The sequence below is a fragment of the Bradyrhizobium sp. USDA 4541 genome (genome assembly GCF_024171085.1).
Taxonomy (GTDB): domain Bacteria; phylum Pseudomonadota; class Alphaproteobacteria; order Rhizobiales; family Xanthobacteraceae; genus Bradyrhizobium; species Bradyrhizobium australafricanum.
This window is the reverse complement of the sequence record NZ_JALJZF010000001.1, coordinates 4,244,711-4,269,335: the sequence shown is the minus strand read 5'-3', so window position 1 is coordinate 4,269,335 and position 24,625 is coordinate 4,244,711. Positions and strand designations below refer to the sequence as shown.

20 protein-coding genes and 6 pseudogenes are annotated in these 24,625 nt (G+C 60.2%); 8 read left to right on the top strand and 18 right to left on the bottom strand.

Features of this window, described 5'->3' with window-relative positions; translation table 11 throughout:
• Positions 1-273: 273 nt before the first annotated feature.
• Entirely contained in the window at positions 274-1,953 is a 1,680-nt protein-coding gene (locus tag J2R80_RS20010) for a DUF262 domain-containing protein (RefSeq protein ID WP_253639248.1), read from the top strand.
• A gap of 430 nt (positions 1,954-2,383) precedes the next feature.
• Here J2R80_RS20010 and J2R80_RS20005 read toward each other — a convergent pair.
• The 8 genes and pseudogenes from J2R80_RS20005 to J2R80_RS19970 form a co-directional block, all read right to left on the bottom strand.
• A pseudogene (locus J2R80_RS20005) lies at positions 2,384-2,498 on the bottom strand (IS3 family transposase); the annotation flags it as partial.
• Positions 2,468-2,866, bottom strand: coding sequence for an NAD(P)/FAD-dependent oxidoreductase (locus tag J2R80_RS20000; protein ID WP_253641117.1), 399 nt, complete (start codon positions 2,864-2,866; stop codon positions 2,468-2,470). The pseudogene J2R80_RS20005 and the gene J2R80_RS20000, both read right to left, overlap by 31 nt.
• A 35-nt stretch (positions 2,867-2,901) precedes the next feature.
• The gene (locus tag J2R80_RS19995; protein ID WP_253639247.1) at positions 2,902-3,066 is read right to left on the bottom strand and encodes a hypothetical protein; all 165 of its coding nucleotides are present in this window, start codon (positions 3,064-3,066) and stop codon (positions 2,902-2,904) included.
• A gap of 291 nt (positions 3,067-3,357) precedes the next feature.
• Positions 3,358-4,914: an aspartate aminotransferase family protein gene (locus J2R80_RS19990; RefSeq protein ID WP_253639246.1), complete on the bottom strand. Its 1,557-nt coding sequence runs from the start codon at positions 4,912-4,914 to the stop codon at positions 3,358-3,360.
• A gap of 2 nt (positions 4,915-4,916) precedes the next feature.
• The gene (locus tag J2R80_RS19985; protein WP_253639245.1) at positions 4,917-5,117 is read right to left on the bottom strand and encodes a hypothetical protein; all 201 of its coding nucleotides are present in this window, start codon (positions 5,115-5,117) and stop codon (positions 4,917-4,919) included.
• Positions 5,114-6,078 (bottom strand): annotated as a pseudogene (locus tag J2R80_RS19980) (formylglycine-generating enzyme family protein). The gene J2R80_RS19985 and the pseudogene J2R80_RS19980 overlap by 4 nt, the downstream one beginning before the upstream one ends.
• Positions 6,079-6,982: 904 nt before the next feature.
• Positions 6,983-8,072, bottom strand: a pseudogene (locus tag J2R80_RS19975) (IS630 family transposase).
• Positions 8,073-8,325: 253 nt separating this feature from the next.
• On the bottom strand, positions 8,326-8,538 hold the full coding sequence (locus tag J2R80_RS19970; RefSeq protein ID WP_253639244.1) for a hypothetical protein: 213 nt from the start codon (positions 8,536-8,538) through the stop codon (positions 8,326-8,328).
• An 86-nt stretch (positions 8,539-8,624) separates the two neighbouring features.
• On the opposite strand from J2R80_RS19970, the gene J2R80_RS19965 reads away from it, so the two are divergent.
• On the top strand, positions 8,625-8,846 hold the full coding sequence (locus tag J2R80_RS19965; protein WP_253639243.1) for a hypothetical protein: 222 nt from the start codon (positions 8,625-8,627) through the stop codon (positions 8,844-8,846).
• Positions 8,847-8,848: 2 nt separating this feature from the next.
• On the opposite strand, the gene J2R80_RS19960 is transcribed toward J2R80_RS19965, so the two are convergent.
• The gene (locus J2R80_RS19960) at positions 8,849-9,094 is read right to left on the bottom strand and encodes a DNA -binding domain-containing protein (protein ID WP_253639242.1); all 246 of its coding nucleotides are present in this window, start codon (positions 9,092-9,094) and stop codon (positions 8,849-8,851) included.
• Between the two features lie 229 nt (positions 9,095-9,323).
• Between J2R80_RS19960 and J2R80_RS19955 the strand changes: the two genes are divergently transcribed.
• Positions 9,324-9,626, top strand: coding sequence for a helix-turn-helix domain-containing protein (locus J2R80_RS19955; RefSeq protein WP_253639241.1), 303 nt, complete (start codon positions 9,324-9,326; stop codon positions 9,624-9,626).
• A 289-nt stretch (positions 9,627-9,915) separates the two neighbouring features.
• Here J2R80_RS19955 and J2R80_RS19950 read toward each other — a convergent pair.
• Positions 9,916-10,517 (bottom strand): annotated as a pseudogene (locus J2R80_RS19950) (LLM class flavin-dependent oxidoreductase).
• Between the two features lie 308 nt (positions 10,518-10,825).
• Between J2R80_RS19950 and J2R80_RS19945 the strand changes: the two are divergent.
• The 3 genes from J2R80_RS19945 to J2R80_RS19935 all read left to right on the top strand — a co-directional run bounded on the left by J2R80_RS19945 (position 10,826) and on the right by J2R80_RS19935 (position 12,572).
• Positions 10,826-11,032, top strand: a complete 207-nt coding sequence (locus J2R80_RS19945) for a cold-shock protein (protein WP_253639240.1) — start codon at positions 10,826-10,828, stop codon at positions 11,030-11,032.
• 35 nt (positions 11,033-11,067) lie between these two features.
• A complete protein-coding gene (locus J2R80_RS19940; protein ID WP_253639239.1) occupies positions 11,068-11,379 on the top strand; it encodes a hypothetical protein in 312 nt (103 codons plus the stop codon).
• Positions 11,380-12,176: 797 nt separating this feature from the next.
• Positions 12,177-12,572, top strand: a complete 396-nt coding sequence (locus tag J2R80_RS19935) for a helix-turn-helix domain-containing protein (RefSeq protein WP_253639238.1) — start codon at positions 12,177-12,179, stop codon at positions 12,570-12,572.
• Positions 12,573-13,292: 720 nt separating this feature from the next.
• Here J2R80_RS19935 and J2R80_RS19930 read toward each other — a convergent pair.
• The 3 genes and pseudogenes from J2R80_RS19930 to J2R80_RS19920 all read right to left on the bottom strand — a co-directional run bounded on the left by J2R80_RS19930 (position 13,293) and on the right by J2R80_RS19920 (position 16,288).
• Entirely contained in the window at positions 13,293-14,135 is an 843-nt protein-coding gene (locus J2R80_RS19930; RefSeq protein WP_253640997.1) for an ABC transporter ATP-binding protein, read from the bottom strand.
• Entirely contained in the window at positions 14,135-14,863 is a 729-nt protein-coding gene (locus J2R80_RS19925; RefSeq protein ID WP_253639237.1) for an ABC transporter permease, read from the bottom strand. The genes J2R80_RS19930 and J2R80_RS19925 overlap by 1 nt, the downstream gene beginning before the upstream one ends.
• Before the next feature lie 3 nt (positions 14,864-14,866).
• A pseudogene (locus J2R80_RS19920) lies at positions 14,867-16,288 on the bottom strand (ABC transporter substrate-binding protein).
• 470 nt (positions 16,289-16,758) lie between these two features.
• Here J2R80_RS19920 and J2R80_RS19915 point away from each other — a divergent pair.
• Entirely contained in the window at positions 16,759-17,451 is a 693-nt protein-coding gene (locus J2R80_RS19915) for a Crp/Fnr family transcriptional regulator (protein ID WP_253639236.1), read from the top strand.
• On the opposite strand, the gene J2R80_RS19910 is transcribed toward J2R80_RS19915, so the two are convergent.
• Genes J2R80_RS19910 through J2R80_RS19895 form a run of 4 tightly spaced genes read right to left on the bottom strand, consistent with a single transcriptional unit; the run spans position 17,452 to position 20,706 of the window.
• On the bottom strand, positions 17,452-18,414 hold the full coding sequence (locus tag J2R80_RS19910; protein ID WP_253639235.1) for a HEAT repeat domain-containing protein: 963 nt from the start codon (positions 18,412-18,414) through the stop codon (positions 17,452-17,454).
• Position 18,415: 1 nt separating this feature from the next.
• Positions 18,416-18,649 carry a ferredoxin family protein gene (locus tag J2R80_RS19905; protein WP_027584110.1) on the bottom strand — a complete coding sequence of 78 codons (234 nt, stop codon included), beginning with the start codon at positions 18,647-18,649 and terminating at the stop codon, positions 18,416-18,418.
• Between the two features lie 17 nt (positions 18,650-18,666).
• A complete protein-coding gene (locus J2R80_RS19900) occupies positions 18,667-20,403 on the bottom strand; it encodes a fumarate reductase/succinate dehydrogenase flavoprotein subunit (protein WP_253639234.1) in 1,737 nt (578 codons plus the stop codon).
• A gap of 9 nt (positions 20,404-20,412) precedes the next feature.
• Positions 20,413-20,706 carry a gamma-butyrobetaine hydroxylase-like domain-containing protein gene (locus tag J2R80_RS19895; RefSeq protein ID WP_253639233.1) on the bottom strand — a complete coding sequence of 98 codons (294 nt, stop codon included), beginning with the start codon at positions 20,704-20,706 and terminating at the stop codon, positions 20,413-20,415.
• Positions 20,707-20,904: 198 nt separating this feature from the next.
• Here J2R80_RS19895 and J2R80_RS19890 point away from each other — a divergent pair.
• Positions 20,905-22,070 (top strand): annotated as a pseudogene (locus J2R80_RS19890) (IS21 family transposase); the annotation flags it as partial.
• Between the two features lie 1,442 nt (positions 22,071-23,512).
• On the opposite strand, the gene J2R80_RS19885 reads toward J2R80_RS19890, so the two are convergent.
• Entirely contained in the window at positions 23,513-24,556 is a 1,044-nt protein-coding gene (locus tag J2R80_RS19885) for a hypothetical protein (protein WP_253639232.1), read from the bottom strand.
• Between the last annotated feature and the right edge of the window lie 69 nt (positions 24,557-24,625).

Below are 24,625 nucleotides of genomic sequence, written 5' to 3'. Positions count from 1 at the left end.
TTTGACATCTCAGCATCTCCGCCCCTGACGGTATTGACCTTGCGCCTGCCGTCAAGCGCGTTTGCAGCGTAGACGCTACAGTGTTGCGTAGCCGACTCTCCCTTTTACCCCGTGCAGTTTTACTTCGTTACTTTCCCCAAAACTGCATTATTGCGGCTCGTTCGGCCTCTCCGCGCGTATATTGCGATTTTCATTCACAACCGAAAATAGTATCCTTTCCCGGTATCCGGTGCGATGAGGCGGCAACCGGGAAAGGAATACCGAGGGGAACAGATGATTCGTCATACGATCGAAGCAAACGAGAAGCCGATACTTGACATCTTTTGCGACAAGTACCTTTTCAGCATCCCATCATACCAGCGCCCGTATGCCTGGACCACCGAGCAAGCCAGCGAACTCCTTGACGACATAACGACCGCTTCTGGCGAGACGGGGGATGTCGCTAACGCGAGCCCGTACTTTCTCGGCAGTATTGTCCTGATCAAGGATCCTCTGGCGCCCGAAGCCGACGTCGTGGACGGCCAGCAGCGCCTTACGACGATAACGATCCTCCTTTGCGTCCTTCGGGACCTGGCGGATGCAAAAATCGGGCAGGCAATTCATAACTACATTTGCCAAACCGGCGATCCGATCAAGGAAACTGCCGACGTCTTCCGCTTAAGCCCCAGAGAGCGCGATGCCGAGTTCTTCCGCTCGACGATCCAGACCGCTTCGCAAACCCAGAACCTGCCCGATCCCCGGCAGTTTTCGGACGCCCGCGCCCGCATGCTCGAAAACGCCGCATTTTTTCGCGAGAAGCTGAAGGATGTGTCGGACGAGCGGCGGCGGCGGCTCACGATGTACATCGCGCAGCGCTGCTATCTGGTGATTGTGGCCGCGTCTGACCAGGAATCCGCCTTCCGGATATTCTCAGTCCTGAATTCACGCGGGTTGGATCTGTCTCCCGCCGATATTCTCAAGGCCGAAATCATCGGCGCCCTACCCGTCGACAAACAAGACAATTTCACCAACATTTGGGAGGACATTGAGGACGAACTGGGCCGATCGCGATTTGCCGAGCTCTTCGGCCACATCCGGATGATTCATCGAAAGCAGAAGATGCAGGGCACTCTCATTGCCGAGTTTCGGGAGTTCGTCCCGACACGAAAGGATCCCGCCAATTTCATCAACAAGGAGCTATCACCATACGCCGACGCTTACGAAGAAATTACCGACAAGAGCTTCGCAAGCTTCAAGCACGCGGATGAAATCAACCGTCAGTTGGCGCACCTGTCCCGCCTTGATAACTTTGACTGGCAACCTCCCGCGATCGAGGTCATCGCGCGACGAAGGGAGAACCCTGAATTCATTCTCCGCTTCTTGTCGGACCTGGAGCGGCTCGCTTACGGCCTCTTCCTCATGAGGAGCGATCCCTCCGACCGCATACGACGTTACGGAAAACTGCTCGGATCAATTCAGGCCGGTGACGACCTCTTCGCGGCCGAGTCGTCTCTGCAGTTGAGCGGTGACGAAAAGAACTTTGTCCGAGCAGCTCTCGACGGCGACATCTACAGGGTTACGCGCATCCGACTGCCGCTTCTGCTCCGGCTTGACGAGTTGTTGTCAGGCGGAAGCGCCGTCTACAATCAGCCGATCGTTACCGTCGAGCATGTGCTTCCGCAGAGCCCCTCTGTCGGCAGCAAATGGCTGGAAGATTTCCCTGACGCTTCCGAACGTGAGCGCTGGGTTCACAAGCTCGCCAACCTGGTCCTTCTCACTCGCCGTAAGAACTCTCAGGCGAGTAACTTTGATTTCGTGGAGAAGAAGGAAAAGTATTTTGCGATGAAAGCGGGTGTTGCGAACTTCGCGATCACAAGCAACGTCCTGAAAGAAAAAGAGTGGACCGTCGCTACGCTGAAGAAACGCCAAGCGGAAATCCTTGCTGCCATCGCCCAGCTCTGGAGGCTTGAATGACTTTCCGCCGCACTCACACCAGCACCAATACTCCCGCTTACGACCGTACTTACATTCCCAAGTCTAGGTAAGTAGAGAGATTCAGGATACGAAAGTGCTGCGTGTCGAGCGACATTGCAGCGCAGCCGCGCTCCGTGCAAAAATTTCGAGCAGGCCGAGCGCGACCGGGACGCGGATGTCGATCTTTACCCAGGGCCTCGCGCTACTTCCACGCATCGCGTCGGTTCTCGAGCGGTGGTTGGCCTCGAGTCGTCTCAACTCCGATCCGAGCCGCTCAACAATTTCGAGAGCATCTCCCTAATGGGTTGCCCAGCCGCAAAGACATCGAGTGCACTGCAAATAGCCGTTGACCTTGCGCCTAAGTTTTATCCAGTCCTGAGTTCGCCCCTGCCATTGGATTTGCCCGGTTGGGCGGCGCTCGATCATCAGCCCGGTCCAGTTCGCGCGCCACACGGACGCCGGAGAGCGAGGTATCGGCCACCCAGGCACTCACGGGTACAATCATAGACGACGGTCAGGATGCGGAAGCGGCGTTCGTCGGTAAGCTAATCCCGACACAAAGTCGAGCGGTCGTTCGTAAGCGTAGCTGAACTGCCCTTCGTTTTGACCGGACACTGGCGTTAGCCGGAGGAGCTAGAAAGCCGCGCGAGATTGACATAAGTGTTCCGAAACGATCGATCTCGGCCGCGTATTCCGAGAGCGCCACATCTTCTCCGTCGAACCAGCGATCTGCCGCCTCGGCAGCGGCAAGGCCGAGATACAGCGCATTGAACAGGCCTTGCGCCGCGATCGGATCGAACGCAGGCGCGGCGTCGCCGGCGGTCAGCCAGTTTTCGCCAGCGGCGGTTTCGAGCCAGGCACCCTGCGCCGCGCAACAGCCGCGTTCGCCTTGATCCCAGCCGGCATCATGCAATAGGCCTCCAAGCATCGGCAATCGTCGCGCCCTTGCTAGCAGGCCCGGGAGAGTTCGACCGTCACGGGCAGCCGGCGAATCGGCGTCGGTATGGAATGGCGCGCCTGCTCCGGTAGCAGCGCAGCGTACCACCAGCCGTCAGCTTGGGCTTCGACCTGCACGCAGCCGGCCCGCAGCGCGACGTTTCGAGCACGATCCATGCACGGGCAAGCTTGTCGTCGACGTGATGAGCACCGGTGACAGTAGTGAACCGGCGCGCCCCTCGCCCGGCAACATCGATCAGGAGACGGCACTTGGCGCGATATGTCTTGTCCTGTCGTTCGAACGTCCACCCGCCAGCCTTCTGTCAGGCGCTGGACACGCGTCGCGTTATCCCGCGGCTATGTCGTCCGGGGTCGCAAACCGCTTGGGGATACCGAAGTTTCGAACTCCGCCGGCGTGCATGCTCATATCGGGCGTCGCCCCAATTTACCCGCTCGACAAGAAGACCGTCATGAGCCGTCACTGCCTGCTCCGACCAATAGCATTTCGTCCAGACGATCAGCGCCGGACCACAACTCTGCGCCGAGCTTGCCCGCGCTGGCTTCGATCGCGGCCAGCACTGGGATGACCCGCTCTTTCGCGCATTCGGGATGCAGCAGGGTCAGCTTCAGAGCTGCGAGACCCCGGTAAACTGTCTTCCCGATGACGGTGATTCGATCATTCCAGAGGCGGCCAGGAAGCTGCCGATTGACCTCGCTGATGAGCGCGTCCGGCAGGCTCTGCCCAGCTGGTCGCCACCGGAACAATACGACATTGGTTTCGGGCCGGACCAGCAATTCGAGCTCCGTCGATTTCTCAATCTCGTCCGCGGCAAATTGCGCTTGCTCAAGCATCAGGTCGAGCAGTTCGCCCACACGTTCCCTGCCGAGCGCCCGCAGCGACATGAACACCTTCAAGGCATCGAACCGGCGCGTCGTTTGCAACGACTTCCCGACCAGATTCGGTCCGAGACTATCGGCCTTATCGCTCGGGCTGAGGTAAGCAATCGACCGGTCGAGGATCGACAGCGTCGCACGCCTGCGAACCATGAAGACTCCGCAGCTGATGGACTGGAACAGCAGCTTGTGGAAGTCGATTGAGACGGAATCGGTGAGTTCGACACCGCGCAAAAGCGGCGCGTGATCGCTCAGCAGCAGCGCGCCGGCGGCGGCAGCATCCAGGTGGACCCACACGTTCGCGCCGTGGGCCACACGCGTGCATTCCTCGATTCGATCGATTGAGCCGCATTCGGTGGTGCCGGCCGTCAGCACCAGCGCGATCGGACGATGACCTCGACTGGTCTCGGACCGTATCGCTCGGTCGAGCCGGTCCGCGCTCAACTTGCCATCGCGCTCGGCCTCGATCGGCACGACCGCGGATTCGCCGAGACCCAGGATGTGGGCACTTCTGGCGACTGAGAAGTGCGCAAGCTCCGAGCACAGAATGCGCCACGCCCGTGCCTCGACCGGCAAGCCGGATATCCTCACAGTATTCTTTTCGTTCGCCTGGGCGTGATCTCGCGCCAGCATCAGCCCCATGAGATTAGCCTGCGTTCCTCCACTCGTGAACACGCCATCACCGGCCGCACCGAACCCCACGAGATTGCTCAGCCAGCGCACCACATGGCATTCCAACGCCGTTGCGGATGGGCCTTGGTCGAACGAATCCAGCGACTGATTGCTCGCGCTGATCAGAAACTCCGCAACCAACGACGGCAATATCGGCGCGGAATGCATATGCGCGACATAGTGAGGATGCGAGACTGAGACGAAGTGCGGCATGATCCGCTCGCGCACCTCCAGCATGACGGCATCGAGACCGCGGCCCGCGGCCGGGCACACTTCGAGCGACGCCAGCGGGTGCTGGAGCTGGTCAAACTTGATGCCGCTGGTCGGAGCAGATTGCTCGTCCCAACTTTCCATCACGTGATCTATGGCGCGCTGCATGGCGTAGACGAAAGCGGCGCGGGTGCTTTCATTGGTCGGCGGGAACAGACCCAAGTGATGCGCTTCACCGGTGCCGGGCACTGTCAGCTCCTTACTGAACGCTGGCCCATCGCAACAGGCGAGGAGGCATCGGTCATGTCGGCGGCTGTCGCGCCTTGACGCGGGCCCTGGAAAAGGTCGCACAGCATAAGAACAAGGGAGGAACGAACGGTCGCACGGAAACGGCTATTCTTGGGGTTGATCACCTGCTCCGTTTCGACGGTCTTGTCGTTGTCGCTGCTCATTCAACACTTCCTCTACTTTTCAGACGGCGTTTGCGGTGGTTGAGAAGGGACGGGCGACCGCACCACGCAGTGAAGCCGAGGTGACTGGTTGACGTATCGATCGGCTCAGGTTGCCGAGCCGCGGGGCGATAGCGCCGGCAGTAGTTCGGCGCACAGAGATGCGAGCCCCCTTCAGGAGCTTGCCCGGAATCCTGATAGCGGGCTGGCAGGGATCGTAGCTCGCCGCCTCGCGGCCGCCGCGCGGGTTCTGCGGGATGCAGCAGGGCTTCGCGGCGTCGGCCTCATGGCGGGCCGACCACCAGTCGGCGGTCCACTCCCAGACATTGCCGATCATGTCGCATACGCCGTATCCGTTCGCTGGGAATGCAGTCAACGGCGAGGTGCGATCGAAGCCGCCTTCGCAGAGATTCTGGATCGGAAAGCTGCCCTGCCAAATGTTAGCCATGTGCTTGCCGCCGGGCGACAGGGCATTGCCCCAGGCGTACTCCTCGGCTTCGAGCCCACCGCGTGCAGCGAATTCCCATTCGGCTTCAGTGGGGAGTTCCTTGCCTCCCCATTTGGCATAGGCGAGCGCGTTCGAATATGCGACGTGGACGACGGGATGATCGCCGAGCACATCGATGTTGCTGCGCGGACCGTAAGGACGGCGCCAGTTTGCGCCCCGCATAAAGGTCCACCATTGGCCCAAGTCCCGCAGGTTGTGCACCCGGTGCGGCGGCCCAAACACCAGCGAGCCGGCGTAAAGCATATGCGGCAGCGCACCGGGATAGTGTGCCGGAACCGGTGCTGTCTCGGCCACCGTGATGTGGCCGGTCTCCTTCACGAACGAGCGAAACTGCGCGTTGGTGACCGGGGTACGGTCAATCCAGAAGCCGTCGACCCTGACCCGGTGCGACGGGGCTTCCTCCCGATAATGATGATCGGAGCCCGTGCGGAACGTGCCGCCCGGAATCCAGACCATCCCGTCGGTCCGAATATCCCGCGGAGGCTCAGCGCGCCCGAGGTCGATCTGGAAGATGGCGGTCCACCCGCATACGCTTATCGGGGACAGTAATCCCAGAAGTCCTGCGTCTTGGACGGATCGGTATAGTACCAGCACATGCCCGGCGCCGGCGGCGCACCCGCCCATGTCGCCGCAGCCGCAGCTCCGACAAAGCCAATCGCCGCGCCGGCCACCACTGCTCTCCCAATCGGCCAGCCATACCAGCCTGGTCGCGCCCACGGGCCAGGCCGCGCGCGTTTTCTTGCCATTTTTCACCTGCCGCCCGGATCAATCTGTTCTCTCTATGACGCGCAAATTCTACGCGGATCACAAACACGCTGTTCACAGCGTTGAAAGTTAGCGGCGACGTGACAAGACGTCCGTCGGTATCGGCCGAGTAGGCGCCGTCCCTGCCTTATGTCACGCGCCGCTAACCTCACTGGCCAGCCACGGCCTCAACTTGCGATGGTAGCCATGCCTAAGGGAGGGAAGGTGCCCCAGGCACGTCGAGGGTGTGCATTGTTCGTGCCAGCGAATACTCGACAGTTAGCACCACTTTGTGCTCGCTTTGTCCGCATTCCGACATTTTCAGGTCTCAATCGTTGCATTCCGTCTTATCCAGTGATTTCGACGCGGGATCACCGACCAGACCGACGGCGGAGACGGCACTTCAAATCTCCCGGAAGAATGCAGGCAGCGACGTCGGCCGTCGGATGCTACGGCCCCTGAACGGCTGATCGCCAACAACTGTTTCCGAAAACTCGTGCCGGTGGAATCGGTCACGTTGAAGCCAACTTGGCGCGGGCTCACCGCCCTCCGCCGGAATCGGCAGTCTCTCAAAACGAACGCGCATCAAGCGCGTGCCCCTTGCAGCAAGTGCCGCTCAAGACCAGTGTTCTGTCCCGGAAATTCGTCGACAAAGTCGCGCGAGTTTCTGCAGGATGGAATCCGCGGTAGCGGTCCAAACGAAGGGACGTGAATTTGCATTGTGGGTGCGGATAAAGCGGTCGATTTTTGTGATGAGGTCGGTGGTGGAATCGAACGATCCTCGCCGAATGGCGCGTTGGGTGATGAGCGCGAAGAAGCGTTCGACCTGATTGAGCCAAGAGGCGTAGGTTGGCGTGAAGTGAATGTGCCAACGCGGCCGGCGGGCGAACCAGGCCCTGACCTTGGGATGCTTGTGGGTGGCGCAGTTGTCGACGACGAGATGGATGTCCAGTTGGTCCGGCACGTTACCTTCGATGTGACGCAGGAAGGTGAGGAACTCTTGGTGGCGATGGCGGGGTTTGCATTGAGCGATGATTTCGCCGTCGAGCACGTTGAGGGCGGCGAACAGGGTGGTCGTGCCATGACGCTGGTAGTCGTGGGTGACGCCCTCGATGTAGCCGAACCCCATAGGAAGCATGGGCTGGGTTCGTTCGAGAGCCTGAATTTGGCTCTTCTCGTCGACGCAAAGCACCACAGCTTTGTCAGGCAGATTGAGATAGAGCCCGACGACGTCACGCAACTTGTCGACAAAGAAGGGATCGGTCGAGAGTTTAAAACTGCGGGTACGGTGAGGTTGCAGACCGAAGAGTTGGAACAGGCGATGAACCGTGGTTTTGGCAATTCCCGTCTCTTGGGCGATGGCGCGCACGCTCCAATGGGTTGCGGCTTTGGGCTTGCGAGCGAGTGTCTTGGTGATCAGCTCGGCCACAGCCTCATCCTCAACCGTGCGGGGCCTGCCGGTACGCATCTCGTCGTAGGGACCCTCGATCGACTTGCGATGAAGCGATTGCGCCATTTGCCGATCGTATGTGTATACCAAGCCGCGTCGCCACGAGGGCGTTGCTCGGCTCACGTTCGCAGGCAAGCACGATCTTTGCTCGCAGCGTCGGCGCCGCAGGGAGCGACCGCGACCGTGTTATGGCCGTGAGCTGCGTGCGCTCGTCGCTGGAAATCGTCAGCAAGGCCTTCGGGCGTCGGGTGCGCATCGGGTATCTCCTTCGATCGGGACACCCTAAACACACGCAATTATTATGCTACGAACTAACGGGACAGAAACACTAGCAGCGCGCTTCAACTTAGGGATTTTCCCGATGGCCGAGGCGATCGGAGATTCACGACAAACTTTGTTCAGTCCGGCCTCGCAACCCAAATCACGAGCTACCGTGCAAGCACGCCGAACGTATGATTGAACGCGGCTGCCGCCTCGGACGTGCGAGCGGGCCAATCGCTTCGGTTTTGTCAAAGAGCCTTGCAACCTTTACCTGGCCTGCCTACCTGGTCGACGATCTTCGCGGACAAGGAGATCGTCGCGCGTGGCCGTGTTCCAAGCACAACTTCGGAGCGACGCACGCCGATCAGGAGGCGCGATGCCCCCTCTATACCGCTTTCGGCGCGCAGCGGCGCATGTGCGATGTCGCAATTCTCGAAGCTCTGCAGCAGCCGCGCCTTCACCAGCGCGCCGGATGCACGCAGCTCGCTATCCCTCGACGCAGCCGGAAATTGCGCTCATCTCGCAACTCACGGCGCAAGGAATAACGATGGCGAGGAAGTTTCAACAGACCCACGCGGTAAAGCAAGCGGTTCTGCCGCGCCTACGTCGCGTGCAGGCTTGGCGCCGAACACGACTGCAGCGCCTTCTCGCAGATCCTGATATCGCCGAGAATGATCCGGATCGGCCCAAGTCCACCAAGGCCGCGCGGCATTGCATGGCCGTCTCTATGCGCGCGGAAGCCGTCCTGCGCGGCCTGATCGAAGATTAAGTTCAGCCGCTCCGCAAGAGCTGCCGATAACCGTGTCTGCTCATCCACTTGGCGCGGGAGAGATGGCTCTCATAGGCGCGGCGGGCGCGCTCCGGCTCGCGTTTGGAATCGATGTGCAGCACGACCTCCGCGACTTCCCGCCAGTCGGCACCGTCCGCATCTGCATCCAACAGACGCATGTAGGTAACGGCGTGCTCGCGGTCATACGGGGTCAGGGTCGGATCGCTCGGGGCGGCGTCGAATGGCATAGCAGTTTCCCGGCTCAAGCTGGCAAGGATCGCTGGAGATTGTGGGCTTTTTATAGTGTTCCTACAGGTTCCCCATAGAGATTCTAACCTCTTATAAAGCACTTGCTCGATCGCGTTGCGAGCGTTCCTATGTCTCGATCATGCGGTGTGCTGGATGGATCGTGTGTCGACCCAAATAGTTGGATTATAGCCAGTGGTTTAAATATCCGGGCGCAGACATGATGGGCGCATGAAAGCTCGTGCTCTTGTGGCCCTGAATGTGCGTCGGATCCGCGTGGATCGCGGTATTTCGCAGCGGAAGCTGGCTTATGAGGCTGGGATTGACTGCTCCTACTTGGCGAGCCTCGAGCGGCAATCGAAAAGCCCGACAATTGATATCCTCGATCGCATCGCCGACGCGCTGGGTGTTCATCCATTCGAATTGGTTGTTCAGCATTCCAAACGCGCCAAAGCTCCAAATACGTTGCATGAAGGTCGTAAGCGCCCGCCTCTTAAACCACCGAGGAGAGTTAAACCGCCGAGGAAAGGATAGTTGATCGACACTTGGTCGCGCTCAGTTTCCGGCGAATGCCGCCTTACGCGGTGTGATGGAGAATGCCGAAGGTCTCTGGGCTGGAAGTTGTCTCAAAGGTTCCGCAGGCGTGCCTCGCTGACATGCTCGGCCGTATCGCTGCTCCTGCGGCTCTCGGCTAAGCGCCGTGTGCATGCGCTTTTGAGTTTGCCGCGCTTTGCCGTTTGGTTGGCTTATATGCAGATCATCCTTTTTTTACATCTTGCAGTCGTCTCAGGCAGGCTCGACGGTTCGGTTGGCTTTGGCCGGTTCAAGAGCGAAATTCTCTGCCGAACGCCGGCAACTCGTCGGTGAAGTTCAGGAAGGCACAGAGGATCATGTCGACGCCGATGCCCTCATAGGTGCGGATACGCTCTGCGATCAGCTCGGGCGGGCCAAACAGACAGGTCTTGAAACCGTCGTTGGGTTGGACCAGGTTGGCGTGGCTCGAATCCGCCCACATCCCGATCTTCTCGGCTGTCGATGCGCCGGCCTGCTTCACCTGGTCGGCGAAGGCCTGCACGATCTCGGGGTCGGCGCCGGCGATGATCGCTTCGAGCTGCTCGAGCGCTTCCCGCTCGGTCGGCCGCTGGATGACGAAGCCGTTGAGCCCGAACTTGACGGTGCGGCTTTCCGCCCTGGCGAGCGCGCGGACCTCGTCGATCTGCTGCTTGGCGCCCTCCACCGTGGCGCCATTGAGAAAATACCAATCGGAGTATTTCGCGGCCATCGGCGCGCGGCCTTGGAATTGCCCCCTTGGAAAATCTCCGGGTGTGGCTGCGAGATCGGTCTCGGTTTTAGCCAGGCGTCGTTGATGCTGTAGAAGTCCCCCTTGAAGGTGAAACGGTCTTGCGTCCAGAGACCTTTGAGCACCTGGATGAACTCCTCCGAGCGGCGATACGGACTTTCGGAATTCTTTCGCCAGCTGTCCGCGTCGCGATGAGTGCAGATTAGTACGAAACGTACGATGCCGAGGTACTCGCGATCCGCAAACGGCCAATGATCGATGCCTCAACTGCCGTAAGCTGATGCGAAGTGCACCCAAGCCGCTATGCTCGATCCTGTCGACGTCCTGCTCGGATCAGCTCCGACGACTGAAACGAAGAGCCTCCCAGCCACTCGTCTTGATGTCAGCCTCACATCTCGGCTAGATTGACTGGCTTCAAACTGGGGATACTGCAGTGGCGATGGGTACTGTGAAGTGGTTCAATCCGACCAAGGGATGTGGCTTTATCAAGCCAGACGATGGGGGACCGGACGTCTTCGTGCATATTAGTGCCGTTGAGAAAGCCGGCCATGACGACCTCGCGGACGGCGCCCGCATTAGCTATGAACCGAAGAGCGGCCGTTCGGGTAAGGTTTCCGCTGAAGATCTCCGAGTTGAATAGGCTCGTCGGTACGAACAGGAATAGGCCGAGCTGATTTGTCGCGTTTGGCCCTCGATCTTCCTGACATCAATCTGGCCCTCAGCGCATTCGCGGCACCGCTGAGGTCGTCTCTGCCGCAATGCCATTACATGGTCGCGACGACGGCCAAGGTTCTTACAAGAGGTGTCTGTACCGAACGGCTTTTCGGCAGCGAGCGGGACCTTCAATCGACTCAGCCGGTGTTGTTGATGGGTAACAGCCACCGGACCGGCAAAGAGGACGCCGCTTCCTTCTGCTTTTTTCATTTGATCGCATCGAAATCGGCATCCGCACCCAGCACAAAGCAATATCTGGCGTGGGTAGCATGAGCGCTGGCGGTCGCAAAGGTGGAGAGCCAGCATGCCAGGCGGCGACAATGAGGAGACTTCGATACGCGATGCCCTCTTGCCCTTCCTCATCGCGCGGCGAGTGGAGCGCGCCTTTTGGAATGTTCCACGCAAAATCCGTCGTTGCTTCGCGATCATGGCTTAACTGATCGCGAGTTCGTTAGTCCGAACCTTGCCCTGATTTGGCAGATCAAGGATGCGTTCATACCCGACCCTGTGCGCCGACGTACGCTCCGCCAACGATTATCGAGGGCGAAGCTTGATCGCTGGCGAGGACATCCGCCAGGAGCCCCTCACCGTTGGGCCGACCGAGCTGAACGCGACTCGTAACATGTCGGTGCCAGGGCAACCAAACTGTCAGCTTTTGTTGCGTTATCGGCGTCTGTGTCGACGAGCTGTTCTGCAGCCTGTTCTCTAAAGCCCAAGCGCTCACCGTAATGCACAGAACTAGCATACGTTGGAGACTCCCGTGGGGATACGGGACTGCGGCTGCGCCACATCAACATCAGTGACAATTAAACTCGCGATAGTTGCAGTATGGTCAATATTCTGCCAAATGTGGAGGGCGAAAGTGTCGCGAGGCATCCTTGGCGCGATCGACTTTAGGTAGTTGGCAGCTGCTTCCGGCGCGTAAATGCGTCTGGACTACCATCCCGTGATCTTCCTGGATTGCCGTGGTTTCTACGACCAACTGACGATCCAGACGGATTTAATGCGGTACACCATGGACGGCCCCTGACCTAGAAGGCCAGGGATCTCGATTTGAAGGATCCACCAGAATGAACAGATCAGCAGCAAAGAAGATGAAGCAGCGCAGTGCCGGCAAGCCGGACATTGAGTTGGGCAAGCGGATTCGCCTGCGCCGTGTCGAGCAGAAGATCTCGCAGGCCGAGCTCGGCGACAAACTCGGCGTCAGCTTCCAGCAGGTCCAGAAGTACGAAAAGGGCGTCAACCGCGTCGGCGCCGCCCGCCTTCAGCAGATCGCGAGCGCGCTGGATGTGCCGGTCACCTTCTTCTACGACGGCGACAACAAGGCTCGCGAAGTCGAGAGCCTGCTGTTCCTCGACAGCGCCTTCAGCCTGCGGCTCCTGCGCGCCTACAGCACGATCAAGGATCAGACCGTCCAGCGTCAGCTAGTGTCGCTGATGGAATCGATCGCCGGCAACGAGGACTGAGCTGCACTCAACGTCAGATCGCAGTGCGGTCATTATCTCGAGCGCACTGCGGATAGTCGCCCCCCGAGAATTCATGGCGGACTGATTGAGGGGATCTTCCCCGATGAAATCCAGGTATTTGAGGAAAAGGATCGACCAACACGTGCGTCCTCCGCGCTTCACCCAGCGGAAAGCGATACAAAAGGGCAGCAATGGTCTCACTCCTGGGTGCACCGAGAGTCGTAAAGGGCCAGTCCCATTTGGGATATTCGAGAGAGCGCTCGTCTCTCAAAAGTGCAGATCGAGATCTATCCAATCCGGCGGAGCGGCGCCTCCAGTATGAGGGCGAAATGCTGAGAACTGTCGATCGTGCCTGATGGCGGCCAGGGTGATAAGCGTCGCGCCAAACGACGATGGAGTCCGTATCCACTATCGCCGGCGCGACAAATGCCAGAATCCTCGACATGCAGGTGTTCGTCGATTGCACCGGCATCGTCGAGGATCCGTGCGCTACGCCGAGTCGGGCCGTGTGCGGCCTGTTCGACCGGGCCTATCGCACATCGACCCGCTCTGCATCGGCATCAAGACCGATCGCAACTGTGCGATCATCGGCCGCGATGGGTAGGTCTCACAGCGCCTCTTCGCAATAGGCCCGCTCAGGCGCACGGCTCTGGGAGATCATAGCGATTCCCGATATCCGCAAGTAATGCGCCGCCCTCGTCGCCCGGCTGGGCGTCTCACTCATCCCGACCTGATCCCAAGCGGGCTCAACCGGGCCAGCGGCTCCGGGCAATCCGGCGGTCTCAGAAGATCGAGGATCCAGCGCTTCAGACGCACAAAATCCGGCTCGGTGACAAGCTCTGCCCGGCGCGGCCGGCTGAACGGGAGGCGGATATCCTCGATGACCCGCCCCGGTCTGGCGCTCATGACAATGACGCGGTCCGCAAGAAACAGCGCTTCCTCAATATCGTGCGTCACGAAGATCGTCGTTGTTGGGATTCTCGTCCAGATGTCGAGCAGAACCTCCTGCATCATGCTGCGAGTCTGCGCATCCAGTGCACCGAATGGCTCGTCCATCAGTAGCACACGTGGCCGGTTGATCAGAACACGCGCGATCTCGACACGCTGCTGCATCCCACCGGAGAGTTGCGAAGGATAGAAGTGCTCGAAGCCTTCGAGGCCGACCAACCGCAGAATCTCGTCGGCGGCCCGATGCCGCTCGCTCCTGCCCAGGCCGCGCATCTTCGGACCGAACGCGACATTGTCGCGAACACGCTTCCACGGGAACAGCGTATGTTGCTGAAATACAATTCCGCGATCCGGACTCGGACCAAGAACTGTCTGGTCATCCACGGTCAAGCGCCCGCCCGTTACCGGCAGATGGCCTGCCAAAGCACCGAGCAAGGTGGATTTGCCGCAGCCGGATGGGCCGAGCACGCAAACCAGTTCACCCGGCCCGATTGCAAAATGGAGATCGCGGACCGCCTCAAAGGCGTCGGCACCGTCGCCGAGCGAGATCGAAACACGCTCGATGCCGATACGCCCAACAGATCTCGTAGAAGCATCAGATACCCGAATGTTCATCATGCGACCGCCGGCTGTCGCCACGGCATCAGATAATGTCCCAATGTCGTCAAGAGCCAGCTGCTGCCCATACCAAGCAGCCCGATCACGAGCATGCCGACGATGATATCGGCATAATTCTGCAGCGTGTAAGCCTCCCACGTGTAGTAGCCAATGCCGAATTGGCCGGAGATCATTTCGGCTGTGACCAGGCAGAACCACGATGTACCCATGCCGATCGCGAGCCCGGTCACGATGCTCGGCGCAGCACCCGGCAGTACGATCTCGCGCAGAATAGCGGTCGGTGTGCCGCCGAGACTGCGAGCGGAGGCAACCAGCCGCTGGTCAATATTCGCAACACCATGCACGGTGTTGAGAATGATAGGAAACAACGCGCCAATGAATGTGATGAAGATCATCGACATTTCCGACGACGGAAAGATCAGGATCGAGAGAGGTATCCAGGCCACCGCCGGGATCGGCCGCAACAGCTCGAGTGGCGGCAGCAACAGGTCGCTTGCGGCGCGCGAGCGGCCGATCGCAAAGCCGAAGCCAATTCCCAACAAGACCGCTGCACCATATCCAGCGAATACCCTCCACAGGCTGCTACCATTGCGGAATATCACGAAGCTTAGGCTCAGGTGCTGAGCCGAGGCGAGTTGCCACAGCATGATGCAAGCGACGATCGAGAGACCCCGAACCAGCCAGCGTGACCATGGCACTTGGCCAGCGGTGCGTGCGGCTGTCATTGCTCACCGGCTCGCGACGAGCGATTCCCGCGCGCCGGCATAGTCCACGACTACGCCACCATGCGCCTTCGACCACCGTTCCGCCCCATCCTTCAGCAGGAACGCACTGAGCTCTCCCTTTGGCGACCGCACAAACCACGCCTGATTTGCGAACAGTTTGATGCCGGTCTCGCGATCCTGGACATATATAACGCGAATCGCCTTGCCTTGCTTCTCCAGGGCTGCAAGAGCCGTCAAAGCGCCCTCCGGTGAACTGAAGTGCTGAACGAGCGGCTCGTCCTTGACCCAAATCTGAGCGACACGACTGAAATCCGTGATCCTGGCGCCGGTCGTCACATCTTGGGCCTTGAGACCAAGCTGGCCGTAGTCCTTCAGCTGCGCCTCGTAGTCTCCGCCGGCTTCCGCAACGGCCGCCCGGATGTATTTGTCGGTCACGAACTGATTGATATCGAGGTCGCTATCGGCACGCTTCAACAGCGTCAGCGTCTTGATCGAGGTCGCCACTGCCTGACGATATTCGGGTTTCCAAGTCACGTCACGTGTCTGCAGGCCAAGCGGTCCGTGGAACAGATAGACGACTTACGCCTCGATACCGGTCACCTTGGCGATCAGATCGCTGTATTTCTCCGGTTCGTTCGCAATCAAGCGATTCGCCTCGAGTGCGGCACGCAGATAGGCAACGACGATCTCCGGATACTTTTCCGCGTAATCTGCATCGACCAACGCCCCGTGAAACGTCGGCGCATTGGCCTGTGAACCATCAAAGATCTTGCGGGCAAATCCGCGCCAGGGGAACAGTTCGGCAAACGGCACGAAATCGGCGTGCGCCTCGATCTTGTTGGCCTGAAGCGCGGGACCCGCGACTTCAGGCGCCTGGGTGATGATGTGGACGTCCGTCTCTGGATTCCAGCCCTCCGCCTCGATTGCGCGCAACAACATGCCGTGTGACGTCGATGCGAAGGGCACGGAAATCGTCTTGCCCTTGAGATCCTTGATCGACTGAACCGGAGAGTTCGAGGGCACCACGATGCCGTTGCCGCTGCCCTTCGTGCTTCCGGACAGGACACTGATGAAGAGGCTGCGGCGGCCTGCCTTCTGGAACGCCACTCCGTTCAGCGAACCCGGAAAATCCGCCATCGCGCCAAAGTCCAGCTTACCGGCGACCATTTCGTTGGTCAGCGGGGCGCCGCTCGTGAAGTTCTTCCATTGGATGTCGTACGTCACATCCTTGTACTTGCCGTCATGCGGCAGGAATTTCTCCAGCAGCTTCAGCTCCCGAATCAACAGGCCGCCGGTCGCGCAATTGATGGTCGTGTCCTGGGTCCCAACCGCGACTCGGATCGTTTCGGCCTGCGCTACGCCGGTTAAGCCCAACACACTGGCAACAACCGCAGCCGCCACCTTTACAAGATCGAACGAACGCATTGGCCTGTCTCCAACGATAGATCGGCAGCGGCCAGCAGCCGCCGCATTATGCGGAACGAAACTATTGAGCCGGCGCGCCGATCACATAAGCAATTACTTGCATCGCGGTGGGGAGGTCAGTCGCCGGAAGGCGCGCGTTAGGACGCGGGGCGAGCGCTTCAAATGATTTTCTCACGCCAGCTGCATCCGCAGTTAATCCATTCCAGCGGAATGTCGTTCTCGCATCATCTTTGCTAAGTGCGTTGACGGGCATTCAAATAGGTGGACTTCGCGATCTCCTCACACTTAGCTAGGGGACGACAGCGCAGGATATCCGGGCCGCAATGACCACAATCAAGGAAGCTTCCGAAGGCTACTCACGCACTCCGATGGTGCAGACAGGCCTCTCCGTGGACGGCAGCTATCGAACAAGGAAGAGCCTTGCTGTCTCCAGCGGACCGCACGCAACGGCCAGCGACTCCGCATTTTTCATGAGCGAGAGCATCGACGGCCTCAACGTCGGCGCCCAGTTCCTGGATCGCTTGTCCACCGAACAGAAGGCCCAAGTCCTGGCCGCCGGTCGCACCGTTTTCACCGCGCAGGGCGAAATGGTGTTCAGCCAGGGCGAGCATCACAACGGCATCTTCATCATCAGGCGAGGACAGGTCCGCGTCTACTACACCGCACCATCCGGCCGGGAGATCACCCTCGCCTACTGGACGGCTGGCCACTTCATCGGAGGTCCCGAGATCTCCGGTGGCGGTCCCCACATGTGGTCCGGCGTCGCCATGGAGGACTGCGAGATCCTGGCCTTGTCGAGCCCCGCGCTTCAACGAATGCTGGCCGAGATGCCGACTTTCGCACTGGCGTTGATCGATGGGCTCATCGCCAAGGGCAAGTGCTATTCATCGATGGCGCAGATGCTCGGCACCCGCTCGGTGATTGAGCGGCTCGCTCAATATCTTTTGAATCTCGCCGAGCTGTATGGACTTGCCGACGGCGAGACAGTCCTCATCAACCGAAAGGTCACGCATGACCAGATCGCCGCGATGGTTGGCTCGACCCGTCAGTGGATCACCATGATGCTGAAGCGGTTCCAGACCAAGCGCATCATCGCGATCGAGGACGGCGTCATAAGGATCCGGCGACTCGATCTTCTCGAGAACATCCTGTTCAAGGATTAGTCATCCGCTGCCAATCTGTTCAAGTGCCCAGATCACGGTCTTTCGAACATCGGGGTCCGCATCGCCAGTATGCCGCGCCAGATAATCGCGCGAGCGGGGATCGGCGATATCGCCGAGCGCGGCGGCGGCATCCTTGCGCAGCGAAGGCAGCTCGTCGTCAAGGAAGGCAACGATGGCTTCGATCCCGTCCCGAACCCCTAGCCCGCCCAGGTTCTGCAGCGCTTTCTGACGAACTTGCCAATATGGGTCGGTAAGCGAGGCGACCAGCGCGCCAGCGGCTGACACCTGACCGATCCGCCCAATCGCTTCCGCCGCGGCGGCCCGGACCTGCCACTCCGGATCCGAGAGCGCGGTTGCCGCGGCCTGAGCCGCGATCTCGTTGCGAGCGAACGACAGCGCGTTGACGGCGGCGAGCCTGACATCAGCAGATTTGTCTCGCGTTGCGCCGATCAAGGACGGCAGCGTTTCAGTCTTCTTGAGATAGCCGATTACTCCCACGGCCTGCACGCGCACGCCGGGATTGTCGTCACCAAGCCCTGTGATCGCGGGACCCAGCGATGCATCGACCTGCAGTGCCTTCAGTGCCCGAAAAACCGCAGCACGCACAAAAGCGGCCGGGTGAGTGACGAACGCCAAGAGGACGCCACTCGTCTCTGGATCGCGGAGCTCGGCAAGGCTGTCAGCGGCCGCCTGCGCGACCTCCGCCACGGGGTCGGGCACCACGCCAATCAAAGCCTTGGCAACCTGAATGCCGTCAAACTCCCCAAGGGCCTGCGCGGCTTGCTGGCGGACCATCGGTTCAGCGTCGAGGATGGCACCCGCCAGCAACGGAACCGCCTCGCCACTCGACGTCTCCACGAGGTCAAGCACCGCTAATCGGCGCACCGATGGATCTTCACTCGCCAGCCGCTCAGCAATCTCCCCGAGATCCCCGAAGGTTTCGAATGGCTCGAACACGGTCATGTCAGCGTAACAGATAGGGAATGTTGACCGTCACGGCGCCGGTCGGGCAATCGGTCTCGCAGGGCATGCAGTACCAGCACTCGTCGTACTTCATGTAGGCCTTACCGGTGAGATCGCTGATCCGGAGCACATCCAGCGGGCAGACGTCAACGCAGACCGTGCATCCCTTGTCGGCAATGCATTTGGCCTCGTCAACGATAACTGGAACAGCGGTTGGCGTATGAGCAATTGGCATGCGACGTCCCCTTCTCTCTAGGCGTGCCGCCGGATGCGCTGGCGGTCATAGGCCGAGCGCTCGGATTCGTCGATTGGCACAATATAGGGCGCGACCGGCCGCTTCTCTGCGATCATCCGTCCGTCCCGCTTGCGCAGAATGCTGTGGCAGAACCAGTCGTCATCATTCTTCTCGGGATATTCAACGCGGTGATGATAGAGCCCCCAGCGGCTCTCAGTACGGAACAGCGACGCAGATGCCGCCATTTCGGCACAATCCAGGATCGACGCCGCCTCCAGTGAACGCATCAGCTCGTGCGCGTCACGCACCACCATCGCGCTCTCCAGATCCTCGCGGATTTCGGCGAAACGCGCCTGCCCCAGCTTCATCTTCGCGGTCACTTTCGGCGGCTGAAGATAGTCATTCACGAAGCGTCGCGTCTTGTATTCGAGCTGGTTTGGCGGGATGCCATCCTCCCGTCTTGTCGCGGCCAGCACGCGTTGCTGCTCGCGCACGACGTCGGCCGCATCATAGTCGGCGAGATCGATGTTTGCCACAACTTGCGCCGCGTGCTCGCCCGCGACCGCTCCGTTGGTGAAGGCGCCGAGCATGTAATTGTGCGGCACGCTTGCCATATCGCCGGCCGCATAGAGGCCCGGCACCGTGGTACGCGCAAATTCGTCGACATAGACCCCCGAGGCACTGTGCCCGGAGCAAAATCCGATCTCGGAAATGTGCATCTCGATCATACGTTCACAATAATTCGTGCCGCGGTTCTGGTGAAAACGCCCGCGCGTCGGCCGCTCGACCTGATGCAGGATCGCCTCGATCTTGCCGATCGTTTCGCTGTGGAGGTGATTGAGTTTCAAGAATACAGGTCCCTTGCCGGATTGCAGCTCGTTGTAGAACTCCTGCATCATCTGTCCCGACCAGTAGTCGCACTCGATGAAGCGGTTTCCTTCGCTGTTGGTGGTATAGGCTCCAAACGGACCGGCCACATAGGCGCAGGCGGGACCGTTGTAGTCCTTGATCAACGGATTGATCTGGTAGCATTCGAGGTTCGCGAGAGCAGCGCCGGCATGGTAGGCCATGGCGTAACCGTCGCCGGAATTGGTCGCGTTCTCGTATGTGCCCCAGAGATAGCCCGATTGCGGCAAGCCCAACCGGCCCGCGGCACCGGCGCACAGGATGACGGTCTTCGCACGCAACACCAGAAACTCGGCACTGCGGGTGTTGACGGCGATTGCACCGGCGATCTGTCCGTCGCGTCCGGTCAACAGCCGTGTCGCCATGTAGCGGTTCGAGATCAGCACCTTCTCGCGACGCAATTGGCGATAAAGCGCCTTCTTGACGGTATCGCCGTTCGGCATCGGCAGCACGTAAGAGCCGAGATGGTGAACCTTCTTGACGTCGAAATCGCCGTTCTCATTCTTCTGGAACTTGATGCCAAAGCCGTCGAGTTCCTGAATGATTTCAAAGCAGCGTGACGCATATTTGTACACCGGCGCCTGATCGCAGATGCCGTCATTGGCGATCGTAATCTCCTTGGTGTACTGCTCCGGCGTCGCGTAGCCTGGGACGACCGCGTTATTTAGCCCGTCCATGCCCATCGCGATCGCACCAGACCGCTTGACGTTGGCCTTCTCGAGCAGAACGACGAGCGCGCCCGGACTGTGACGCTTCGCCTTGTAGGCCGCCATCGGCCCAGCCGTACCCCCGCCGATCACCAGCACGTCGCAGACGACTTCGGTCAGGCCACTTTTGATCTCATCCATGTTGCGGCCTCAGGCAGACTGCTGTCCGGCGAGTTCGCGCAAATACGACCACGGATAGATCCCGCGGTCATACCCATCGGAGAAATGGAGCCGCAGGGCGTAGTTTCCGATTGGTTCGATCGCCGCGATGTGCAGATCGGTCGGGAGCGCCAGTTCAATGTCGTCGATCTGGCGACGGATTTCGCTAGCCGCGCGACTTGCCCGGCGCAGCGCCCCCGCATCGACCTGTCGGGTCCCGCAATCCGGCCAGGTCACCGCAAGTATGGTCGCGTCATTGCATAGCTCGATCTGGGTTGGTTGCACGTCCGGCTCTCCACTTTGCCGCGCTTCTAGGCCGGGCCAGCTCCCCCAGCACGCAATAAATTGCTTTCATGCCCGATCGGGATCAGATGGTCGCGGGCTGTCAGCTTCCCATCGTAAGGCCGGTCTCGCAAGCTGGACGCGGCGGCCCAGCAACCCCAGACGCAGAAACATGCCGCAGCAGCAGAGGACGCGAGGCTGGACGAGCTGCGCCGACGGCATCTGACCTGACCCCGAACATCCGCCGCACGCTGGAGCGGCGCATCAACGCCTGGCGGGCGCTCAACGGCCCCGAACAGGACGTGATCTTCCGCCAGCAGCACGAGCCCGGCCGCCTGGGTCTGTCCGACTTCACCGACGTGAGCGCGCTCGGTATTACCATCGCGGGTGAGCCGCTCGATCACCGGCTCAATCACTTCCGGTTGGCGTTCTCCGGCTTCGAGCATGCCCATGTCGTGCTCGGCGGCGAAAGCTTCGTCGCCCTGGCGGAGGGCTTGCAGAACGCACTGTGGGCGCCTGGCGGCGTGCCGCGGGAGCATCGCAGCAGCCTGTCGGCAGCGTTCCGCAATCTGGCCGCCGACGCACGGGAGGATCTGACGCAGCGCTACGCCGGGCTGATGGGCCACTATGGCATGGCGCCAACGCGCAACAATGCGGGCATCGCACATGAGAACGGCTCGATCGAGAGCGCGCACGGCCATCTCAAGCGGGCACTGGAAGATGCGCTGTTGCTGCGGGGGACGCGCGACTTCGCCAGTCTCGATGCGTACCGGGCTTTTGTCGACGAGATTGTCGGCCGGCGCAACGCCAACCTCGCCAAGCCGATCGCGCTCGAGAAGGAGGCATTGGCGCCGCTGCCAAAAGGCCGCACGACCGACTTCGAGGAGAAAGTGATCCCGGTGACGTCGTCAGGCGGCTTCATCCTGCGGCGCGTGTTCTACACCGTGCCTTCAAGATTGATCGGCCATCGCCTGCGTGTGCGCATCTTCGACGACCGGCTCGAATGCTTCCTTGGCGTCACACCGGTCGTGACGCTGCGGCGCGGTCGGCCTGTGTCCGAGAGCCAGGGCGGTCATGTCGTGGATTACCGGCATGTCATCCATGCCCTGCGGCGCAAGCCGATGGCGCTCCTCAATCTCGTTTATCGCGACCAACTCTTCCCGCGTGCAGCTTACAAACGTCTGTTCGAGACCTTGCGGGAGCATGGTGATGACCGGCGCGCCTGCAAGGTGACGGTCGAGCTTCTGGCGCTGGCTCACGAGCGCGCCTGCGAAGCAGACCTCGCCGAGGCGATCGCGATGGATCTGGACGCCGGACAGTTACCCGATCTTGCCGCGCTGCGCGACCGCTTCCGGCCCGAGGCGGCATTGCGAACCGCGCGACCTACCGATACGAAAAAAAGCGCGCGGGGATCGGGAGGATCCATCCGCGCTAAGTTGGATCGTCAAGCTTGGCTGTCTGGGGTTGCGTGAGGATAAAACAACCGAGCCGTAAGCCTCTCAGCAATTCGCGTGCCACACGGTCGCTGTGCAGGAGTCGATACAAACAGCGAGCAACCAAGGTACAGCGGCTAAGGCCAACGCGCCCCGAACGCATGCGGACGGCTGCTGGATCGCCCGCACGCCGTGGCGCCGCTAACAAGGTTTGGCCCTCACGAGGGTCATTTCGATAAGTGACCAAGCCATACCAGGCTCAGCAGCCTACGTGCCAGATCACTCGAGAAAGACGAGGGGGAGAAGCGGCGCGCTATCAGCGCACGCCAGCTAACCGCTTGTGGGGCTTCGGACATGCATGTCGTCAATTCGACGCGGTTGAACGGGATCGGACATGCCGGAAATGACGCCGATGTCGCGCACTAATCGGATCAATCTCGTCTTTGTGCATAACGATGAGCTCTCCGACCTCTAAGCCCAGAGTTTGCAACATCCCGGCGTCGAACGGGCAGTTGAGCATTGCGAGCAGCCGAAGTGACGAGGAAGAAGCGGCTCTGTGTTGTAGTGGAGCCGGCGGTCCTTGGACGACTTCGTCGCGTGGAGGAATGGCGTAGGTCACGGCTCCAACGGCTACTAGGGCAAAGGCCTCGGGCTCGTGAGCAAGCCACCCGTGCGGGTCTCTACCTTGAAGTCAGCACTCGCCGCATTGCCGCCGAGCGTGGCCTCATCGAGCTATGAATGCGCCTAGACTACGCATCCGTTGCAGCATACTTGATGACCGTAGTTCTTTTGGCAAGCATCGGGGCTCGCAGGTTTCAGGTGTCAAATCGACTCAGCTTTCGCCGCGCGATGAGCCGGGCCGCCACGGCGGCGATGGGGGCCACGATTACGATCATCACGAGCGTCGCTATCCATCCGGCCGAAGTAAGCGGATGTGACGCCGGATATCCCTTAGCGTTTGTTCTCCGCCCTTTGTCGGTACGGTCTCTATACCACCGATTGGAGGAGGCATACGATCCGGTGAAGGCCGCCTTGCTGGGTGAGGCGTGTTATTGAGAACTATCCTGATGGACATGGGTGGACACCCCATTATGGCTGGCAGAGCATAAATCAGCAGGATGGGTTGGACTATCATTAAGGTGGTGATCCACGCCCTATTGCGCTTGGGGTGTTGGCGGTGCTGGTGCCATGGGCCACGCTCGCTATCGTCGCAACGCCCCGCGCATTCCTATTTCATACTGGCACGGAGTGGCAAGCTTCGTCGCCCGATACCGATCGGAGTTCTGTTTCGTCTATGATACCGGTGGCTGCGATGAACCAGAAATCCCTTTTCGATACAAAACTTCGATTTATCTAAACAGTCTCTCGTCATTCAGCTAGTCGTCTCCATCCGGTGATTGGGTCCAATTGTGACCCGAGTGGCCCATCAGCTTCGACTGAATTCGAGCTAGAGCGTCACTGAGCCTCGCCGCTTCATTAAATCGTGTTTCCGGGTATGGCGGGCGCGCGGACGCGTCGTGCACGAGCGCTTCCGCTGTATTCGAGAGCCGGCCGATAGGCGTCCTCAGCCACTGCGCCGCACCTAAGAGCAGCGCCAGTGCGGCAGCGGCGCAAGCACCGAAACTAATCCAGAACGATCGTATCAAATCACGGGTGGACGCAAGCGCCTCGTCGGCACTCTGCCGAACCAGAAGAGACCAGCCAAAGCTTGGAAGGTTCGCGAAGCCGATCGTCGGAACGATCACCGTGAAGTAGTCCCTGCCGTTAGGCCAGCGTTCGCGTAGAGACGCAGTCGTGACGCGGCTAGCCGCAAGCGCGGAGCCGATGTTAAGCGGCTTGTTGATGAGATCCGGCGGACCAAATAGGATGGTTCGATCACCCGAAAGCAGCAGCACGTCAATGCCGGGTACCTGTAACGAGTCCATGCCTTCTGCGACCCATTTCCAGTCAAGATGAGCGCCGATGACTCCGGCAACGGAGCCGGCGTGGTGCAACGGCGCAGCCAGGTCGATAAACCGATATGGCTCACGAGCTGCGGGCAACTGGGTGGCCAATAATTGAGCAGCATGGACATCGATAGCCGTCGGCGAGATAAGGCCCCGCCTAAACCAGGGTCGCTGTGCAACGCTCACTCCTTCGAGCATGCCGTCTTTAGCCACAAGAATGGTCCCTTCAATATCCGCCACGCCGAGCCAGGCGTAGCGCGCATCAAGGCGGCTCAAGAAGTCTATTTGTTCCCGTGCATTTTTAAGATCCGTTAGGTCAATGAGCTGAGCGGACCGAGCTACATCCATCCAGACGCCATAGAGCCGGCGTGCCAGCAGCGCGGAGCTTAATTCGCCGCGAATCCTTAACGCGTCGAATTGCAGCTGCTCTCCCCGCTGCTGTAGCAAAGCCGTGTAGACCGTTGCGGTCACCATCGCAGGGACCAATATGAGCAAGGCGCCTCCACAGAACACCAAGGAAAGTAGGCTAGGTCTTTTAGGCAT

What these genes read in the sequence shown, in the direction of transcription:
- J2R80_RS19995 (WP_253639247.1), bottom strand. Translation starts at nt 3,066, where the DNA reads ATGGATCGTGCTCGAAACGTCGCGCTGCGGGCCGGCTGCGTGCAGGTC.
- J2R80_RS19960 (WP_253639242.1), bottom strand. Translation starts at nt 9,094, where the DNA reads ATGCCATTCGACGCCGCCCCGAGCGATCCGACCCTGACCCCGTATGAC.
- J2R80_RS19985 (WP_253639245.1), bottom strand. Translation starts at nt 5,117, where the DNA reads ATGAGCAGCGACAACGACAAGACCGTCGAAACGGAGCAGGTGATCAAC.
- J2R80_RS19885 (WP_253639232.1), bottom strand. Translation starts at nt 24,556, where the DNA reads ATGGTGACCGCAACGGTCTACACGGCTTTGCTACAGCAGCGGGGAGAG.
- J2R80_RS20010 (WP_253639248.1), top strand. Translation starts at nt 274, where the DNA reads ATGATTCGTCATACGATCGAAGCAAACGAGAAGCCGATACTTGACATC.
- J2R80_RS19955 (WP_253639241.1), top strand. Translation starts at nt 9,324, where the DNA reads ATGAAAGCTCGTGCTCTTGTGGCCCTGAATGTGCGTCGGATCCGCGTG.
- J2R80_RS19935 (WP_253639238.1), top strand. Translation starts at nt 12,177, where the DNA reads ATGAACAGATCAGCAGCAAAGAAGATGAAGCAGCGCAGTGCCGGCAAG.
- J2R80_RS19930 (WP_253640997.1), bottom strand. Translation starts at nt 14,135, where the DNA reads ATGAACATTCGGGTATCTGATGCTTCTACGAGATCTGTTGGGCGTATC.
- J2R80_RS19905 (WP_027584110.1), bottom strand. Translation starts at nt 18,649, where the DNA reads ATGCCAATTGCTCATACGCCAACCGCTGTTCCAGTTATCGTTGACGAG.
- J2R80_RS19915 (WP_253639236.1), top strand. Translation starts at nt 16,759, where the DNA reads ATGAGCGAGAGCATCGACGGCCTCAACGTCGGCGCCCAGTTCCTGGAT.
- J2R80_RS19925 (WP_253639237.1), bottom strand. Translation starts at nt 14,863, where the DNA reads ATGACAGCCGCACGCACCGCTGGCCAAGTGCCATGGTCACGCTGGCTG.
- J2R80_RS19900 (WP_253639234.1), bottom strand. Translation starts at nt 20,403, where the DNA reads ATGGATGAGATCAAAAGTGGCCTGACCGAAGTCGTCTGCGACGTGCTG.
- J2R80_RS19910 (WP_253639235.1), bottom strand. Translation starts at nt 18,414, where the DNA reads ATGACCGTGTTCGAGCCATTCGAAACCTTCGGGGATCTCGGGGAGATT.
- J2R80_RS19965 (WP_253639243.1), top strand. Translation starts at nt 8,625, where the DNA reads ATGGCGAGGAAGTTTCAACAGACCCACGCGGTAAAGCAAGCGGTTCTG.